The organism is Micromonospora sp. IBSANI012, assembly GCF_052814045.1.
Genome location: NZ_CP199933.1, coordinates 1,222,254 through 1,242,173, shown reverse-complemented (window position 1 = coordinate 1,242,173; position 19,920 = coordinate 1,222,254). Strand labels below are relative to the sequence as shown.

8 protein-coding genes are annotated in these 19,920 nt (G+C 67.0%); all 8 read right to left on the bottom strand.

Annotated features, from left to right (window positions below):
• Positions 1-288: 288 nt before the first annotated feature.
• On the bottom strand, positions 289-3,819 hold the full coding sequence (gene pglX / locus ACTWM8_RS05920) for a BREX-2 system adenine-specific DNA-methyltransferase PglX (RefSeq protein ID WP_446212913.1): 3,531 nt from the start codon (positions 3,817-3,819) through the stop codon (positions 289-291).
• Positions 3,820-3,883: 64 nt separating this feature from the next.
• Entirely contained in the window at positions 3,884-4,090 is a 207-nt protein-coding gene (locus ACTWM8_RS05915) for a hypothetical protein (protein ID WP_446212912.1), read from the bottom strand.
• 24 nt (positions 4,091-4,114) lie between these two features.
• Entirely contained in the window at positions 4,115-4,729 is a 615-nt protein-coding gene (locus ACTWM8_RS05910; protein WP_446212911.1) for a hypothetical protein, read from the bottom strand.
• Between the two features lie 82 nt (positions 4,730-4,811).
• The gene (pglW, locus tag ACTWM8_RS05905) at positions 4,812-8,945 is read right to left on the bottom strand and encodes a BREX system serine/threonine kinase PglW (protein WP_446212910.1); all 4,134 of its coding nucleotides are present in this window, start codon (positions 8,943-8,945) and stop codon (positions 4,812-4,814) included.
• A 188-nt stretch (positions 8,946-9,133) separates the two neighbouring features.
• Positions 9,134-11,233, bottom strand: coding sequence for a GmrSD restriction endonuclease domain-containing protein (locus tag ACTWM8_RS05900; protein ID WP_446212909.1), 2,100 nt, complete (start codon positions 11,231-11,233; stop codon positions 9,134-9,136).
• Positions 11,214-11,546 (bottom strand): AAA domain-containing protein, encoded by a 333-nt coding sequence (locus ACTWM8_RS05895; RefSeq protein ID WP_446212908.1) that lies wholly within the window; start codon positions 11,544-11,546, stop codon positions 11,214-11,216. Before ACTWM8_RS05895 ends, ACTWM8_RS05900 begins: the two co-directional genes overlap by 20 nt.
• Positions 11,547-11,735: 189 nt before the next feature.
• A complete protein-coding gene (locus ACTWM8_RS05890) occupies positions 11,736-16,682 on the bottom strand; it encodes a DEAD/DEAH box helicase (RefSeq protein ID WP_446212907.1) in 4,947 nt (1,648 codons plus the stop codon).
• Positions 16,679-19,822 (bottom strand): hypothetical protein, encoded by a 3,144-nt coding sequence (locus tag ACTWM8_RS05885; protein ID WP_446212906.1) that lies wholly within the window; start codon positions 19,820-19,822, stop codon positions 16,679-16,681. Before ACTWM8_RS05885 ends, ACTWM8_RS05890 begins: the two co-directional genes overlap by 4 nt.
• Positions 19,823-19,920 lie beyond the last annotated feature (98 nt).

The window sequence follows — 19,920 nt, the reverse complement described above, 5'->3', positions numbered from 1 at the left end:
CGACATCTGACGCGGTCCCAGCTCCCCCGGGCGTCACAGTCAACGGCGCCATAAGTATGATTTCCCACCGGTTTATGGTGTTTATCAGCGCGAAACGCTCCTGTCCATTGCATTGCTAAGCTGGTTTGATTCACCTGATCAAGCGTCAACATTCCGACTGCCGGCTCTATCGCTTCAACGCCTGACCTAACCTTCTGCAGGATCTCAACGCCATTAGACCCAGCAGTGCAGGATGCCAGCATCCGACCGACCCATTCTGGTCGGGTAACTGCTGGCGCTTGACGCGACTCAAGACAGTTCTGGCACACCTCGAAGCAGCGCCAGCGCGGAGCGGTCGGAGCTGAGCTGGGACAGCTCGGCGTTGATGAAGTCGGTGAAGAACTCGGCGGGCGACCCAGGGAAGCCTGGCTGCTCGCCCGAGTGCCACTGGTGCAGCCACGGCTCGATTTCCACCAGCCCGGCGAGCAGCGGCAGCAGCCGGTGCGCCGGCCACGCCTCCTGCGTCTTCCGGTCGAGGTAAACCGTGGCAAGCGCCTGCGCCTGCGCCAGGTGGTCCCACCCGGCCCAGCCGAGCAGTTCACTGCCGTCGCTGTCCCGACCCGCCTGGGGGTAGGAGATGAACCGCTCTTTCGGCACGTCGAGCTTCGTGCGCGCCTTCCAGTACGACGGCCGGATGAAGTCCGCGGAGGAGTACTTCGGCGGCACCTCGATCTCGACCTTCTGCCCCGCGTCCTCGCGGCGCTGCAACGCCCAGGTCCGCTCCCACTGCGCCCGCTTGCGCAGCCCGGACGGCTTGTAACGCTGCGCTGGCAGATACGGCACATGCTCGTCGGCGATCAGCAGACCCAGCGTCCGGGTCAGGTCGTAGTTGTCATGCCCGACCCACAGGTCCAACACCGCCCGAAAATCCTGGCCATGGCCAACCCGGTCGGCGAGCTGCGCCACCGACAGCGGCGTCGGCTGCCCGCCCCACAGCTCCGGCGCCTCCAACCGGTCGAGCAGCCAGTCCCGCAACGCGGCCGACTGCATCTTTTCCCACCCGTCGGTGGACCAGCGCCGCTTGCACTCTGGCCGCTCAATCAACCCGATGTGCCGGTTGGACCCAATCACAGCGATCCGCCGCTCGACCAGGGACCGGTACTCCGCCGGCCAGTGCGGCTGCGGTCGGTCGATCGGCTTGGACCCGTGCCGATTGAACCACTCGGTCTGCGCCCCACCGGTGTGCAGGACGATTTCGAAAGCCCGCTCGCCCAACGCCAGCTCCGGCGGGTTGGCGCAGGTCAGGTCCTCGTCGATTAGCCCGTAGAGCCGGTAGACCTCCCAGTCCAACTCCTCCTGGAGCGCGACCATCCGCGCCCGTACCGAGTGGTACTCGACCTCAGCATCCGCGAGCCGCTGCCGGGTAGGCACCCCCGAGGCGGCAACCGCCGCCGGGGTCAGGCTAGACAGCCGCTGCGCCAGCCCATCCAGCTCGCGCGCCCGCTCCAACGGGTACGCTTCTGGAAGCGGGAACCGTTCAACGTTCATCGCGTTGAACGCATAGCGCTCCATCCAACTCTCCGGCTGGATACCCCGCCCGATTCCACTGCCACCCTTTGGGAAGCAAGACTGCTTGAGCCAGAAGCAGGAGGTCGAGCTATTTAGCACTCCCAGCAATCGGAGATGGTCGTCCTCGGTCGCGGTCTCCGGCAACTTAATAACTGGTGCGGTCCTGTTGAATACCTTTCCGCCCCGGTCCAACACGAAGTGATTATGCGTCGCCACCTCTGCAAGAGCGATCGAGAGTGGCGTTTTCAACTTGTCCCGATACAGTTCTCGAATATCATACCATTCCAGGTGATCGATTGATTCGACCGCCTGCCCGAAACGCTTGCGCACCTGTAGCACCCGCCGGTTCGGCCATAGGACTCGCATAAGGGCTGGAATCTGGTGGGCTGCCGTGCGCACGAGTTTCCCGTCGTAGGGAAAAATGCAGACGGGCCCGTCGCGCAAAATGTAGTCACGGACGTCCTCGCCGCTTACCGAGCGTCGACTTGCCTCAACCGCGTGTCTCCGAACGCTAGCGGCATCGAGGAGATAAGCATCGTCCTCTCCGGTGATTGCGGCAAAGCCCATGGCGGCTTTAGTCGAAAGTCGATCCGATGAGCTGTTAAGGAGCTTCATCAGATCGACCGCACCTCCACCCGACAGGCTCCACGGATGCGTGGCTAACTGTTGGCGGGGCAGGTCGACCACCGTAACCCAGGAAGAATTCGAACCCGGATGGTCGATTTGAGTCGTGATCGCCGTCCACACCGAACCTTCGGATGCGTTGTCCGGCGTGGCTGGCTCCCCTCGGACACCGAGGACCGCACGAAGGTTGGGCGAGCGGCGGCGCTTGTTGGCGCGACCGGCCAGGATTACGGTGGGCGTGCCGTGACCGGGAATGAAGGCACCGGAAGTGTCAATGACTTCCGTCAACTCGACTTCATGTGCGAAATACTTCTCAATCAGATGCTTGCCGAACTCGCGCTTCATAAAAGCGTTACCCGTAATCTGGCCGACGTGGCCGGAACCCTCGCCGTGCTCGTCGGACCACTTAGCCAGATCGAAGAAGCGCTTGGCGAAGGGCACGGTCAGCGCGTACTGACGGTGGCAGACCGTCGGGTAGATGCTGCGGTAGAGCTGGTTGCGGGCGCTGTCGGAGACGGTGATGTAGGGCGGGTTGCCTACCACCACCGTGTACTGGTTCTCAGCCAGGTAGTCCTTGAGAAGGTCGGCGTCCTCGCTCTCGTATGCGAAAATTTGCTTTCTCCCTGCCTCGGCTTCGTTTTTCTCCTCCGCCTGACTCGCCAGCACTTTGAGCAGATCGCCCTGTGCCCGGGAGCGGTACCCGTCCCACGGCAGCAGGGAGTCGCCGGTTGCCACCCGAATCGGCCACTCCGGCGTGCGTTCCAACTTGGTCAGCCCGCACACCTTCATCGCGGCGATCAACAGCCGGAACCGGGCGATCGCCACCGCGAACGGGTTGATGTCGACGCCGGTCACCTGCCCGAGCGCCCGCTCGGCGAGCACCTTGACGTCGGTGGCCGGCTCCCGGTCCTGCCACTTTCGAACCAGACGGTGGAACGCGCCGAGCAGGAAGTGGCCGGACCCGCAGGTCGGGTCGATCACGCTGGTCGCGGCGAGGCCGAACTCCTTGACCGCCGGCTCGAAGGTGCGGTCGAGGATGAACTCCTCCACGAACTCCGGCGTCTGCAACAGCGCGTATGTCTTCTTCGCGTGCGCCGACAGGTCCTGGTAGAGGTCGCCCAGGAAGCGGGTGTTCAGGTCGTCGCGGCGCAGCGACTCCTGGCCGGCGCCCCGGCGGAAGAAGTCGCTCAGCTCCTCCGCGGCCGGGCCGGAGATGTCGAACCGCCACACCGGGTTGTGCTGGTCGAAGATCTTGCCGGTGGCCTTGAGTCCGCGCAGGTAGCCGAACGCCTCCCGCAACCAGTGCCGATCGTTGTCCCGGGGGCTGGCGATCAGGTATGCCTGCCGGTGCTGCACCGCCCGCTCGGCGGGCGCGGCCGGGTCGGCACCGCCGATCCACAGCTTCTCGACCAGCTCGTTGTCCTCGCAGAACCGGACGAACACGCAGCCGAGCACCCAGGCCACCGCCGCCTGGTCGAGCACGTCGTCGAGCCAGGTCTCGAAGCTGCCGCCGACCCGCTCGGCGGCCTTGGCCTGGGCGTGCTCTCGACGCAGCTCCGCGCGCAGGGCCGGCGCCTCCGCGACCTGCCCGCGCAGGTCCTCTACCAGGGTCTTGACCTGCGCCTGAAGCGCCTTCAGCTCGATCACCGGCAGATTCTACGGGTAGCGGGTCCGGCCGCCACTACCCCGAATCGCCTTCGGCGCCACCTCCCTACTCCTCGTCGCCCTTGCCGCTCGCCGGGCCGGTGTAGCCAACGGCAAGAAGGTGACCTTCGAGAACCGTGTAGAGAGCGCTGCCCTCATCGACGTACAGCCGTCGTTCGCCACCGCCAGCCTTGGCGGTGACGTAATGGATGCGTCCCGTCTCGCCTCGCTGCCGCCAGGCCCGCAGGATGACGCGGTCGGTGATGTGTGGCATGACAATCCTCTCGCCGTTGAGCGTTCAAGTCAGTGTGCCAACGTCGTCGGGGTGATCCGGAAGGGCCAGTTTCAGCAGGCCAGCCGCTTCGAGCGCCTTCATCGTCACAAGCACCGGATTGTTCCGGTACTGCTTCTTGGCGGCAGCTTGGACGACTTTCGCGACGACGTCACCGACGCCGAAGACTCGGATGGGACCGGCTCCCACGTTCTGTCCCCCGCACCAGTCCCGGATCTTGACCTCGTGCGCTCCTGTGGTCGGCGCCGCGAACCGGCCGACGTACAAGCGAAGTTCAATCTGATCGACGCAGTAGCCGAACCGCTGAGACGCGCCGAGGACGACAGCATCGCGTACCGTCTGGTTGTTCAGGAGGGCATAGAGCTTCCTCGCCCGCGTGTTTTCGGTTGTTCCCGTGACATGCTCGGCGACGACCCCTCGGGATCCGAAGGCCGACTTGACGGTGGCCAGCACAAGCCGATCAGCGCGAGCGGCAACGAGATCCACCTCGAAGCCATGCGTCTGCATCTCCACGTAAGCGGATTTGGCGGTCGGCTGCGTCACCGGGAACTTCACCGCCTCTGACACCACGAAGCCCTCGTCCTGCAGAGCGATGGCGACGAAGGACTCGAAGGCTTCCACATCGGAAGACTACTGCTCGGTGGTCCACAGTGGCACCGGCGGAACGAGCGCGAGCCGGCCACGATGTGTGTCCCGATACCGGCTACCCGGCGGTGGCGCTTGGGGCACCAGCCGGGTAGAGCCAGTCTTCAGCCAGCCACAGCGACTGGCTGGCCGGTGAGGTCAGCGGCAACTGCACCCCGTCCAGCACCGCCGGCTCGGGACGCCGCGCCGGCACCAGCAGCAGCCGGGCCGCCGGCCGGGGCCGGGTCGGATCGGCCAGTTCCTGGAGCAGCCCGAGCTGCCCGTACCGGGCCAGCGGCGCCGACTCGGTGATCAGCACCGGCCCGTCGGCGGCGGCGATCGCCGCACTGACCGCCGGGACCACCTGGTGCCGGACCAGGTCCACCAGGCTGCGGAAGTCGGCGTCCAGCGGCGAGCCGTTGTCGGCCGCCACGATCGCCTCCCACGGGAAGCCCACCGCGCGGAGCCGGTCCAGCAGGATCGCCGTGACGTCCACTTCGGTCAGCGGCAACCGAGCCAGCAGCGCTCGCCGGGCCGGGCCGAGCCGGCGCAGCGGCGCCAGCACCGCGAGGAAGGCCCGCCGCTCGATGGCCGAGGCGAGCTTCTCCCCCACCTCGTCGGCGGCGGTGAGCCCGAGCAGCGGCGCATGGGTGCTCGCCATCCGGGTACCGGTCACCGACGCCGCCGTGGTCGCTGGCCCGTACACCCGGTCGAGCGGGTGCCAGGTCAGCGGCACCTCGGCCGCCGCGAGCAGGTCGTTCAGCTTGGGCCGGTTCGGCACCCTCTCGGCCCGCGGGAAGCGGCTGTGCACCCGGTCGCGGATCTGGTCTTCGCTAAGCCGCTGGCCGATCAGGCTGCCCACCGACAACCGCAGCGCGCGCTCCGCCGGCATCCCCACCGGGTAGAGCTGCCCCTGCGCGTTGACGTCGACCCGGTCATTGCTCCCGATCGCCCCGAGCTGCAACAGCCGCAGGTCGGCCACGGCTGACATCCCGGCCGGCGCGGGCAGCCGGCGCAGCTCCTCGACGGCTCGCTGCCGGGTTGGCAGGGGGTCGGCGGCGGCCAGCTCGGCGGCCCGGCCGCCCAGCTCCACCACGTACCCGAGGAAGTCGGCGGCGGTGACGTCGGACGCCGGATCGTCCGGCTCCCGGCCGACCAGGACGGTGCCGGAGGTGCGGAACCGGTGGATGGCCACCCGGGCGTCCCCGCCGGTGCTCAGCTCAGCCTCGACGGCGGCGCGGACCAGCCCGACCGCCTGCGGCAGCCGCTTCGGCGCGGGCGTGTAGGAGCCACGCGCGGCGATCAGCGCCTGGGCCAGCTCCTCGGCGGACATCACCGCGCCACGGGCGTCGAGCAGCGCCACGATCTCGTTGCGCACCGCCTCCAGCGCCGACACTCCCAGCCACGTCTTGGCCTGTGCGTTGATCAGCTTGGAGATCTGCGGCTGACTCCGGCCGGTGGCCCGGGCCGCCTCACTCTGCGCCGGCCAGCACAGGAACGTGCCGTCGTCGGTGGGTGTCTGCCCGAGCAGGACGGCCAGCGTCCGGTGGTTGCGGGAGGTCGAGGCGGGCAGCAGGGTCGCGCAGAGCGCCTCCACGCCCTGGGCCTGCGGCTGCTCCTCGAGAGCGACCGCTTCGCTGCCGCCGGGCAGCACGGCGCGCAACGCTCGCGCCTGGGCGAGGATCTCCTTGCGGGTGGCGTCCGGCACCCCCTTGGCCCGGGTCAGCGCCGACGGCTCCGCGTCCAGCAGCTCGCCGACGGTGTGCATGCCGAGTCGCTCCAGCGCCGAGCGCGCCCGGGCGGTCAGCTCGGTGACCTCCAACGGCGACTCGCGGGTCAGCCCCACCACCGCCGGCACCGGGCCGACCGGAGTCACGGCCGGCTGCGGGACCTGCTGGAAGATGGCCCGCCAGGCGTCGGTCATTTCGTCGACCGTGTCGAACCGGGCCGCCGCATCCCGGGCAAGCGCCCGGCCGAAGAACTCCACCAGCCGGTCGGCGACCGCCGGGTCGAACACCGCCGGGTCGAGGCTCACCTCATCGCTGACGGCGGCCGGGTTGGCGTTGTCGCCCCACCGGGGCAAAATGCCCGTCGCCATCTCGTAGAGGACGACCGCCGCTGCGAACCGCTCCGCCGCCGCGTCGTAGCGCAGCCGGCGCGGCGGCCCGAGGAACGGGTCGAGGTAGCCGACGGTGCCCGCGCCGAGCTGGTCCGCGGGAGCGGAGGAGAGCGAGAAGTCGAAGACGCACAGGTGCGGCTGCTTGTCCTTCGGCCTCGGCCGGGCCGCCAGGTTGGCCGGCTTCAGGTCACGGTGCCAGACACCCTGGCCGTCGAGGTAGTTGACGATGTCGAGCAGGTCCCGCCCGTACCGCTCCAGCAGGTCCAACGCGAGCCGGCCGCCGCGCAGCTCCTCGGCGAGGGTCCGCGGCCCGGCGCTCTCCATCAGCAGGGCGGTCCGGCCGCCGACCCGCACCGGGCCGTCGACCAGCGCGGCCACCTGGGGGTGCTTCAACCTCGCGAGGGTACGCGCCTCCGCGGTCAGCCGCTCCTCGTGCTGCTCGTCGCGGGCCACCTTCAACACCAGCTCGCGGGAGTCCCCGCCGGCCCGGGTGACCAGCAGGGCGACGGCGGTGGCGCCGGAACCGAGCCGGTCCTTCACCTCCAGGCCGCCGTCGAGCAGGTCGCCCCGGTGGGCTGAGAGCGGATCGGCCACCGGCTCCGGCTCCGGCGCGGTCAGCTCCTCCCACACCTTCTCCAGGCCCCCACGGATTGCCGACACTCCGGCGAGCCGCTGCGCGGGATCGCCCCGGGTCGCGTCGTAGACCAGGGTGACCAGCGTGTGCGGCATCCCGTCGACCGCGGCGTCCAGGTGCAGGCCGCTGTCGCGGACCGCGCTGACCAGTTCCTCCGGCGTAGCGGCCGGGGCCGCTCCGGCGAAGATCCGGTACGCCAGCGCTCCGAGGGAGAACACGTCGAGCTGATGGCCGGGCAGTCGGGTGGCGTTCTCGGCTTCCGGCGCCTGGTAGCGGCGGACCTCGTCGTCGAAGAACAGCTCCAGGCTGGCCGGGTCGCTCGACGGGCCCAGTCGGGTGAGCTGGGTGCTGCCGCTCAACCGCCCACCGGTCTGCCAGTCGGTCACCACCAGCGTGGGGCGCGACCCTTCCGGGTCGCCGACATAGATCGCCCGGGGCGAGAGCGCCCGGTGAGCCAGCCGGCGGGAGTGCGCGTAGTCAATGATCTCGGCGAGATCCTGCACCAGTTGCAGCCGCTGGACCAGGGTCAACGAGTCACCGCGGCGCAGCAGCCACTGGTCGAGGCGTACCCAGTCCTGCTGGTGGTCGAAGACGACCGCCGGGCCCCAGGAATGTTCGACCAGGTCATGCGCCCGGGCCACCCCGGGATGGTGGATGCCCTGCAACAGGCGGAACTCCCGCTCCGCCGCCTTGCGGATCGCCGGCACCTCATGCTCGGCGGCTCGGCTGGTCAGGTAGAACCGCACCCGACGCACCAGCGAGGTGTCCAGCGCGTGCCCGGCGAGGAAGTCCTGCCAGCCGAGACCCTCCGCAAACGGCTTGGGGTGCAGCAGCAGTTGGCCGATTTTCCGGTCCGCCACCGACGGCCGGATCTTGGCGCCGCGGACCAGCTCGACGATCTGCCGCCCGCGCGCCTCGTCCACCCGGTGCGCCGGGTTGCGGGGCGGGGTAAGCAGCAGATCCTTGAGGCCGGGCAGCCCGGAGTCGTGCCCCTCCAGGCCGTAGACGTGCTGGCCGCCGATGGCGTCCAGGCTCGCTCGCATTCCCCTGGCGTGCAGGAACACCGCCGCGCCGACGTACGGCGCCTGACCTTCCCGCCCGTGCTGCCGCGCGTAGTAGCGGATCAGGCTGGCCAGCCGCTTCGCCTTCCGGTTGGCCAGGATGTACGGGTTGTCCTCGGGGATCAGTCGGGAGTTCGGCGCCCGGCGCACCCACTGGGTCCCGTCGCCACGGATCTCGCCCTGCCAGTGCTTCAGCTCTAGCACGTAGAGCCCGCTGGGGGTGAGCACCAGGGCGTCGACCTCGTTGATGGAGCCGTCGGCGCCGACGAACTCGACGTTCGCCCAGACGTGGTACGGGTCGGCGTCGGGCAGGTAGCTGGCAAGCTCGCGCAGCCCCTCCTGTTCCCAGGTGTAGGAGCTGGCGTTGATCTGCTCCCAGCGCGGCGAATCCTCACGCATGCACTGGCTCCCTTGACCCTCGGACGAACTCTGGCACCTTACCTGCTCCACCGGCAGCTGCCTGGAACAGCAGCACACCCTCTACGCCCACCATCAAGAGCCGAGTCACAAGGCTTCGGGGCACAACTGGCCCCCACCCTGGGACCTCCTTCCGGCGTTCATACAGTCAGCCCCGAGCCTTGATGTTGTCAGGGCTTCGGTTCCTCCGACTTGAGCAACTCATCACGCAGTGCGGCGAGTGGCCGGAGGCCGTCTACGTCTGCAAGCCAATACGCCCAGCCGTTGGTGGTCCGGCCGTGCGCCGCGTCTCCGGCGCCCGACGGCGAGTCGTAGGTATTGCCGTCGAACTCGATCCGGCCATCGGCGAGGACGGTCGCTTCCACGTCATCGGTTGGATTGATCAGCACCGCCCCGGCGCTCAGCAACCCGGCGTCCAGCAGATCGACGACCCGCACGGCGTATTGGGTGCGCGACGGGATCGCCTCAACCACAGGTAGACCGGCGGGAGGGTAGACGGGCGAATAATGCTGGTCGGTGAGCCGTCCGAACGCCGACCGAACCACGCCGGCCATCAGCCTTCGCCGCTGGGCGAGGAACTCGTCGTAGGACAACTTAGTCCAGTCACCTGGCAACGCATGCCAGCGGATCTGCTTGGCGAGATCCGGCTCGCGCAGCTTTTTCTTGGTGAGCTGATCCGGCCAGTACTCGGCGGGTGCCTGGTCGGAGATTGCGATGTTGTCATGCCACTCGACGAGTGCCATGTTGGCGATCTGGTTGATCCTCTTGGTGTCGGTGATCTTCTGCTTGCGGAGATAGGCGCGCGGGAACAGGTGATGCCGCTCAATACCCTTTTTTGCAGTGACAGCCGGGTCCAGGCGAGCACGGACCTTGCCCGTGGAAAGCAAGGCATCCGCATCCACGATATTCAACGCGGCGATATATGCCAGCAGTGCCGGCGATTTCGATGCCGAGCTCGACAGCTCGTTCGGCAGCGTGATCTCCCAGAAATCGGAGGTCAGGGTGTCATCCACAATCTTGGAGAGGACCCGCACGAAACCGTCGGCATCACCGGCAGCTACTCCCGAAAGCTGGGAGAGGTCCCGCTCCACCTGCGTTTCAAAGGAACCGGAGTACCGCGACGTGGTGTGGGCCATGAAGAACCAACGGGCGATCACCTCGCGCAGCCGCGTGACAGGCACGCCGAAGTCAACGCGACCGATCAGCCAGATCGCGTACGAGAAGATGATCGCGTTCTCGCTGGAGATCATCTTCTTCCCACGGAACCCAGCCCGCTCCAGACATAGCAGGAACTCGTGCCAGTGGGTCAGGTTGAGTACGTGCTCCTGCGCTGCCGCCAACCGGGCGAACTGGGCATCCCGCTGCTCGGGTGAAGGCTTCCCGGTATCCAGGTCCTTCCCGCGCAGCAAGGTGTACATGTGCTTCAGGACCGCACGTCGGAAGGCGACCGCCACTGTGGCGCGGAGCAGTTGCGGCGGCTGGGGCTGAATGTACCAGTTGAACGGCGAGGCACCGCTAAGCGAGGGAGTCCGGCAAGCGCGACAGAACTCCTCCAGATCGCGACGCCCCTTCTCCCAGAACACCGACATCAGGGTGAGGATGAAGTCGGCCTGGATGAGGGCCACGCCCTCGCTATTGATCCGGACGAAGATCTCCGCGACCTGCTCCTCATCGGCGGAGGCCGAGAGTTCGACCACCTTGAAGGGGTAGTGCTGCAGGTCATAGAGCCTGTCGATCGCCTCCTCCAGTCGCTCTTCCTCGGCATCGTCGATCTCTCTGCGTGCGCTCACCGCCTTGAGATATCCCTTGGTGGTCGCCCTCTTGCCGCCCGGCTGCCATAGCACACTGATATCGGGAATGAACTCCGGGTCTTTTTCGATCGCGGCATCAGTCACCGCGAAGGTCGCATCAGACGGTCGGAATGCGATCCGGATGCGCGCCTCGGAGTAGTCGTCGCGCAGCACCTTGGTACCAGTCATGACGGCGAAGAGCGACGTCAGCCTCTGCTGCCCGTCAACGATCAGGTGGTTCGGCACCACCTTTGCCGTGTCGACGCCGATCTGCCGAGCCCCCGCGTCGGCACCTGTCTCCCAGAAGAGCAAGTAGCCAACCGGAAAGCCCTTGTACATCGAGTCGAACAACGCTCGGACCTTGGCCGCCTGCCACACGAACGGCCGTTGGATGTCGGGCAGCGCCACCTTGCCCATCGCGATCGACTGCACCAGCAGGGAGACGGTGTAGGTCGTGTCCTTATAGAGCGTCTCGGCCATGCCGATACCCCCAGACCAGATAGGCGGTCGCTGTCGACGGACGACCTCGCCGTCGTGCAGTTATTGCAGGTGTCTGGCGCGCCAGGCGGTCGACGAGGTCGTCGACCTGTTCGTTGGTGGGGGCGATGACGATCAGCGGCTCACCGGCGGCGGCCAGCTCGACAGCTGCGCGCACGACAAGGTTGGACTTGCCGGCCCCGGGCGGCGAGTCGACCACGACGCCCCGGCGTTCGCCGCAGCGGAGGTCAGCAACGACCGCCGAGATCATGCGCTCGGCCTCAACCGCAGGCCGCAGTGCCAGCTCGGTAAGCACCGTCACCCCACTTCCCACTGACGGTCCTCGGACCCTATCGCCGGGAGTCCCGGCTGCGGGACCCCAGGCCGGTCATCCCTTTGGTTAGATCGGACCGACTACTCCACGCTGTCAATAGCCCCGGATGTTGATACTGCTACGGGCGACTACCGCATGGATAGCCACGCAGGTCGGCTGTACAGGCGCTTCTCACACAGAGACCGCCATCACCTCCACTTCCTCGGCTGCCGCAAGCACCGCCTCGCCAATCTGAGGATGGATGCCCGCCTCAGCGATCCCAGCGTCGTCGTAGCGGAGCCACAGCCTGCCAACGTCTGGCACCCCGGAGATGGACGCGATAACCACTCGGCCGTCGTAGAGGTCGAGATGGTTGTTGGCCACGGGCTCGAACACCTCTCCCGGGGCCTCATCGAGCAGAAACCGCGTCTCGATGGCGCCGGCCTGGGGCAGCTCAGCCAGGCTCAGCCGCAGCAGGCCAGCTGTGGCGGTGGGGGCTCTGCCGATGAGCCGGGCGAGAACATCGGCCGCGGCGCCGCGACGTAACCGCTCGTGGTGCTTCTCGTTGCGGAACACGCGAAGACACCGGTAGCAACTCGTTTCGGGTCCGCACTCGCAGTCACTGACGGTCTTTAGCGCCCGCGCCAGAGCAGCCGTGAGGTTCTGCGCGATCTTGCGGACGTGGCCTGCGCCACCGGGCACGGTGTCGAAGAGCATCAGGGCGGTGCCGCCGGTGTCAGTCACAAAGACCGTCCCGTCGATGTCATCCCGGGAGATCTCTAGCTCCTCGCTGCTGCCCTGCACGATCGCGTACAGGACCGACCGCCAGGCGTCTGTGTCTAGTCCGACAACAGCGGCTCCCTCAACGCTCAGCTCCAGTACGTCGGTCTGGTACTTGTGGGCAAGCGACAGACTCTCAAATGGCCCCGTGCAAGGCTTGCCATTGACGGGCTTCTCGTGCTTGCTCGGGGCCTTGTTCCCGTTCGGCAGGCCAAAGCCGCACCAGCTGCAGATGAGGAACCCGCTCCCACCCCGGCCGTCGCTGATGGCTATCAGTTCACCTCGGGTGCCGCTTCGCGCAGTAATCTTCCCTCCTGGCAAGTCGTGGATGCTCTCCTCGACCTCCGCACCTGGAGAGACGACATAGGTGCCGCCGTGCCAGGAACGCACCGGGGGCTTGCCACCAGGGGCGCGTGACGCCTCGCGACTTGCCACAAAGCCGAAGAGCGGCACCATGTAGCGGCGGGGTGCACCGGTCAGCTGGGCCCCACACGAGGGACACACCGAGTCGAGTCGGTCGAGGTCTTCCCGGTAGTAGTTGCAATTCCCACAGACCGCGTAGTACCGGCGCTCGGGCTCCCGCTCTGGGAGGCGGTAGATGCCTCCCGAGCGCCAGAGCCGGCCGCCGGCGACAATCTCCGAACCCGGCGCGTACTCGTAGATCGCGCTGCTGAGGTCTCTCGACAACTCAAGTTTCTTGGCCTCCTCTGGATCGGCGAAGCCGAGCTTGAGCTCGACCGTGTCGACGGGGAAGCCGTATTTCGGTAGCACGTTCCGGTTACCGAGGAAGCCGAGGAGCTCACGGGAGGTGATCGTGTTCATCAGCCGCGTGAAAAGATCTGCCTGACGATAATTCCGGGCTTCGACCGCCTCGTCGCGCTTGTCGGCGTAAATCGCAAAGTCATGTTCGACCTCGACGCGGACGGTCTCGAGCAGGTCCACGAGGTGGTCAACCCACGCGCCGGAGTCCAGGCCAATTTCCCGCTGCACTGTCAGCGGCAGGACGTTGGCGAGTGCTTCGGTCACCGCATCAGGGACTGGTCGTAGGTAATCGGCGACCACGCCGACCGGCGCAGGCTGCCCGTCAGAGGGTAGGAAGAACTCCCCGACCTGGCGCCAGACGGTCCCGAACACCCGGAACTGGTCCCGGAAGAACGCCGCCAGAGCCACTGAGTGCGCGTGCCGGCGGTCGATGCGCACGTTCCCCGAGGGGATGTAGGGAGCCCGCACCTGCCCGGCGATCATCTGGCTCGGCTCCGCGAACCTCGACAGGTCGTGGGACCTTCGCTGGGCGTAGGTGGCCACCAGCGCGGCCGAGTCGGTCCGTCGCCCAGCACGCCCAGCACGCTGTACGTAGTTGGCCGTAGCGGGCGGGACGTTTCGGAGCAGGACAGCCTGAAGCTCACCGACGTCCACGCCGAGCTCGAATGTTGTAGAACACGACAGCGCGTTGATCTCGCCACGGACAAACTGCTGCTGGATCTCCGCCGCCTGCTCGCCCCTCCACTGAGCGGTGTGCTCACGTACTGCGAGCGGGATTGGCTTCATCGACCGGTAGATGGCCCGGTAGTGATCGCCGTCCACCTCGACAGCCGGCAACGTCCAAGGCAGCAACTCCCCGTTGCAGTTCATCGTCGGGCACACCCCACGCACCCCGACGGGTACGAGTTTCCGGCACACCGTGCACTGCCACAGGGTTGCGCCCTCCGCCGACTCACACATCAGCAAACGCGGCTCTAGTTGGTGCACCACACCAAGCTTGGCGTCGTTGGTCGTGCGGAACCATGCCTTGGGAGGCCCTTGAGTGGCGAACCTCCAGGTGCCCTGGAGCAGGGCGGCCGGGTCGGTGGGTGACCCAAGCCGGGCGAGCAGCCGGGTCAGGTAGTTGAGTCGCCTATTCACGCCGCTGGTCGGACTCCAGCTGATCACCTTCCGCTTGGCTTCCGCCCCCGTCTCACGGATGTAGATAGGTCCCCGCCGCGGGTCGAAAGCCTCGTCACGTGGATCTACGCCTTCAAGGGGCCCCACGACGCCCTGCGTGCGGACGGAGCGCACCAACTCGTTCAGCAAGTCCCAGACTTCGTCCTCTGACAAACCAAGCGCCCGCAGAGGTGGCGGGGCTTGCCAGGCAGGATCTCGCCACATCCTCCAGCGGACAAGACCAGACCCTTCAAGGCTCAGCCGCTCATCAAGGCCGACGATCTCCTGTTGGGCCCAGAGCGCAACCTTCCGTTCCCGAGCCTGCTTGGAGTCGTACGTCTCAAAGACGCCGAACTGGTTGGCCTCAGCAGCGGCATGCGTCACCACGTCAGTGAGCCGCACGTCGCCGTCAACGGCGAGGCTTTTGAGGATGCCGCGGTACAGCAGCCGCCGTCGTTGCAGGCGGCCGTACGACTGGTCGAGGTAAGGCGCGAAGTACGCCGCCGCTTGCCGGCTGTCGCTGAACAGCAGTAGCTTCCGACCGCCACCTGGCCGATTCGCCTGTTCCATCTCGGGTGCCGGTGGCAACAGTTGGTAAAGGGCGGTGGCCAGGACGGAGACCGCAGCCTCGTTGCCGGTTTGGAACAGCCGAACCAGCGATGAGGCCCGGCCGCCGCAGGTGAGGCAGGACGTCAGCTCTTCCTGTCCGTCCTTGATGAATCGCACCGACCGCATCTCGGCTCCGGTGCAGCCCTCGGCCGGACAGCTGCCCGCCGGTCCCACCTTGAAGGTGCCGCATCGTGGGCAAAGCCCGCCTTCGTCTCCGGCGACCGCCTTGAGCGGGTTCAGGGTGAGGTCGTCCTCGTCAGCTCCCGCACTCAGCACGTCAGCCAGGGCCAGCCACACCCGGCGCTCATCGAAAGTCCGTCGGGACCTGAAGATCCTATTCGCGCCTACCCGCTCCAGCGCTCCCGAGAGGTAGACCGTGCCGCAGCGGCGGCAGCATCCAAACTCAAAGCTCGCGTCGCCGCAGTCGCAGCGTTCACGTCGGTTCAAGCTGACGTGAGGGCCGTTGCCCCCCAGGCAGCTGAATGCTCCTTCTGTCGCACGGGCAAAGAGGTGGTACCGGGCGGACAACACGGGCGTCTCCGTCTTGTCCCGTGTTGAGTTCGCTAGCGCGACGAGGGCGGCCGTCACGGGGGTGGCCTGCTCATCTCCGGGCAGCAGTGCCCGGGCGACGTCAGGCAGCGGCACCGGCCCTCGAGCCAACAGGCTGCGTAGGCGCATGACCCGCTGCTCGTGCGCCAGGGCTTCGCCAGCATCGCTGGTAGTGAAGCCGGCCTTGGCTGCATGGGCGAGAATCCCGGCCGCTGGATCGTCGGCATCGAGTAGGCGTGCATACGCAGCGCTTGGCATCGGCCCCCACTCTTGGCCCCGAGGGTGGTCGATTCTGGTGGCGCCGACGACGTCCTGGCGAGAGGCGTCCGTGGCGTCGTACTCAAACGGGACGTTGAACAGCGACGAGGCGAAGTGAGCAGCTGCACCCGGATCGCCTCCGACCGTGGCGCTGGTTGCGATGCATTGCATCACGCCACCTCGTGCCACGCGGTCTCGAACGCGGCGCAGCAGCATGGCGAGCTCGGCGCCCCGGGCACCGTCGTATACGTGCGCTTCGTCCACAACGATGAACCGCCACTTACCGGCGAAGTCCCCCTCAAACAGGTCCATGTCCAGCGGACGCAGCAGCAGGTACTCCAGCATCGCGTAGTTGGTCAGCAGGATGTGGGGCGGCGTCGCCCGCATCTCTTCGCGGCTGAGCAACTCGTTCGGAACCCGTGGCTCTCCTGGGTTTTGCTGCTCGAAGACACTGGTGGCAGCCCGGATGGTGTGCTTCGTGTCCCCGGTATAACGGCCGAAGTTGATGTCGGGCATGTCGCGGAGCAGCACCCGGAGGCGCTTCATCTGGTCATTCGCCAGGGCGTTCATCGGGTAGAGCAGCAGCGCGCGAACTCCAGGCCCGAGGGTGCCCGCTGCCCGTTCAGCGACGAGCTCATTGAGGATTGGGATCAGGAAGCTCTCGGTCTTCCCCGAGCCGGTACCAGTTGCCACGACGAGGTTACGGCCTTGGGTCGCTTTCCGAAGGGCCTGCTCCTGGTGAACGTAGAGCGGCCGGTCCAGCGGAAGCCCCCCGGCCAAGCTGGCGAACTCCGGGTGGAGCACCCCTTCCCCGATCAGCTCACGGAGCGACCGTCCCTGGGCGTACGGCGGGGTTACCTCCAGGATCGGCCCTTTCGTGACGCCGTCCTGGATCGCTGCGGCGATCGCCGCGTCCAGCGCGCGGGCGAGCTTTGGGTCGCGAGGTTCGATCAGGGTGTGCAGGTACCGCTGGTACGCGTCCACCATCGCCTTGGTCGTCGCGATGGGGTCGAGCTTGCTCATAGGTCCAATCCCGTCACGAGGAGTTCGGCCAGTACGACATCGACAGTGGTCAGCCGGGGCGCGCGTCGGGCGAGTACGCCATGGCCCTTGACTAGCCGCGACATGTCGCTCGCCAGCGGCTCGTGCCCTCGCGCGGCAAGCCTCGACGCGAGGCACAGCGCGATCGACAGCGCGGGCAGCGAACGCCATCCCGGGCCCTGTTCACGAGCGCGCACGGCCGCCGCGAGTTCGGGTCCGCCGACGCGCTCGAGAGAGCGCACGAGCAGCTGCAGGTGTCGTTCCGTCTTACCTGCGAGGCTGACCAGGCCGGGCCGAAGTCGAGCGTCGAACAGCTCGCGCGCCGCACTCCAGCGCTCGTCACCGTCGAGAAGGCCACCCGGCACGACCGGAGCGGCCGACCAGAGCGCATCCAACTGCTCCGGTTCCATCGCAGCAAGCTGCTCGGCCTCGGCACCGAACGCGCCGACGCCGGCGTACGGATCCTGGTCGGCCATCAGCAAGGTATCGACCATTTGGGCGCCGCACACCGCTGCGATGCGCTCGTACAGCCCTGAGCGGACCGTCATCGTCCCGAGCTGATGAGCGGAGGCGATGGCAGCCGCGACCGGGCTAGGGCCCCACAACGCAATCTCATGGTCGTCAGAGAGGTAGCGCTGGGGCGCGAGCATGACGAGACCGGAGCTCACAAGCGGAGCCACCGTCATCGACGGTGACAGCCGCTCTTGAAGTATGGAGGCCAAGGCTGCACGAGGATCTGCGGCGAGAAGCGTTGCGGCAACGCTGCGGAGGTCTCCGTGGATTCCGATTCCCTTGACGTCGTCCGCGCGTTGGTAGAGGTCGAACGCCAGCTTGATAACGCCCGACGAGGTAGGCAGCGGCCCAGCGCTCGCAAGGTATCGCGACAGCGCAGCCTCGTCGCTGTCGCCGCCGATGTCCCGCCACTCTCGGCCGCGAATGATGAACGTGTTGGACGCCTCGGGCCACCGGGGCCACTCCTGCGGGATCCACGGGTCCTCGATCCGCAGATGAACAACGACATTCCCTGCCGATGTGACGACGTCCGGCAACGGAGGCGTACGAAAGTCGTCGCCTACCGCAACAATGTGGGGCTCCCGCCAGGGGGCGGACGGCAGATAGATGCCAGCCATCAAGCCCTCGGCAACGACGCCGCCCTCCACCACAAGGCAGCCACTCTCATCGTCGACGCTCACGCCGTTGGCGAGGCTACGAGGTACGCACCTCGCCACCGGAAACTGCAGGCCCTCGAGGTCGACCTTGAGTTCCGCGGTGCCGAGGCGCTGGATCGTGTCGGCGATGCGTGCTAGTTCGAACCGGGCGATCCCGGGAGCGGCCTTAGCGCTGGTGCCGATCCGCTGGACCGGGACGACGCCATCGAAAACAACGAGCTCGGCTCGCATCTCCCCGGGTAAGCGGACCATGAGTCGCGTCTCGCCGATGGTTTCGGTCTCCAGGCGGGCTGGACGTACCGACCAGTCGGCCCTGGTGCCCCCAGCCGCGGCCTGAACGGCCAGGTGAGGCGGGGCGACCTTGATGGCGCACTCCTCGCCGTGGGCACTCACGAGAAAGTTGGCGTATGGCTGATCGGACGTCAGTCGAACAGCGGTAGGGGTGACGTGGAGTTCGGGGTCAGCAGCGCTGGGCGTGACGGTGCAAGGTTGCAGGCCGGTATAACGCAGCTCTCGCCACGCCGGCGTCCACGACGTAGTCAGGCCTTCCGCGAACTCGAACTTGTGCGAGACGCCCCGGCCCAGCGGTCCTCGAACGGTTACTTCATACGCCCCGACGAGCGGACGTTTCACCTCCGCCCACGGGTCGATTCGTGTGTCCTCACCCACCTGGATGTCTCTGACCGAGAGGACTTGAGCAGAGCCGGGGCGGCGGACACGGATGGTCCAGCCCGTGATCATGCCGTGTTCGCCGGGCAGGAGCAGGTGCGGCGCCTCGGCCCAGATGGGGGCATCGAGCGAGCTGCGCACGTGTGGGAGCGGACGCGAAACCTCGAGCTTCGGGCGCCTGCCGCCTTCGACGTTGCGCCAGGGTTTGTCCTCGAGCCGGAGCCGCGTCACCTCGGCCAGGTTGATCTGACGCAGCCGCCACTGCTCCCAGCCATACGGAGCGGGCGGCTCGTCCCCGAAGATCGGAGAACCAACGAACTCGACCGGCTCAGATCCGTCTCTGGCCGCGGGGTACATGAGCCAGACGGATGTGGGCGGCAGGGCAGCGGATGCGGGGACTCGACGTCCTTCATCCGTGAAGATCATCAGCGGGTCGTCCGGGTCAACGACCGGAAGGACGAGACTCAGGTCGTATCCGCGCAGGTTGACGTCAACGTGCCGGACCGGCCGTGGCAGAGGCACGCTCACAGCCGGTGCGGTGTCCATGGTTCCTGGATGAACGGAGCGGCTCCGTACCCGTTGTGGCTCAGCACCAACGACGAGGTCCCACGTCACCTCGCCGCTCTCGGTGTCGGGTATCGGGGGCAACCACAGCGTGAGCCCACGCCCGTACGGATCCAGCGCGAGGCGTGGACGAGTACCCATTCCTGCACCGGTCTCCCGGGTTTGCGACAGATTGAGCACTCCCGACGCAGCCAGCCCTACGGCCGCTCTGACTAAGCTTTCCGGCAACTGCAGGCCGTCGGATACGAACACCGGCTCCCGGAGCCGGTCCACGAGCTCCAGGCACCGGTCGACCAGATCCTCGACGTAAGCGCCGCCGTGTCGGAGCAGGTTCTGCAACGGCTTCCCCAGGTCATACAACCGGGACTCCCAGCCGGGACCGGTTGCCCACTCCATGAACTCGGCGGGCGTGAGAACGTCTGGGTCCCGCGCCTGCTGACGCAGCAGTGCGTTGAGAAAGTCGGCGAGGCAAGACAGGGGCACACCCGAGTGCATGAGGATCTCGTCGACGTTGACTCGGGAAAAGTTCGTGAAACGAGCCATGTCGAAACGGTCAAGGGCCCGCCGGAACGCTTCCCCGAGCAGTCTCTGATCGCTGCCATCGAGCCGGACACCCATCTCCTGACTGACGGCGCGCCAGAACGTTCCGTGGCTATATTCGATAGCGCCGATGCCGGATAGCCCGACCACCACGCATGCCGGCAGGCGGTCGAACAGCACAATTCGCCGCTCAGGGTTGCTTAGGTGCCTGTACAGCTTTCCGAGGTTCTGCAGCGTGGGACGAACTGCTTCCTCTGGTACGTCCAGCTCACAGGCCA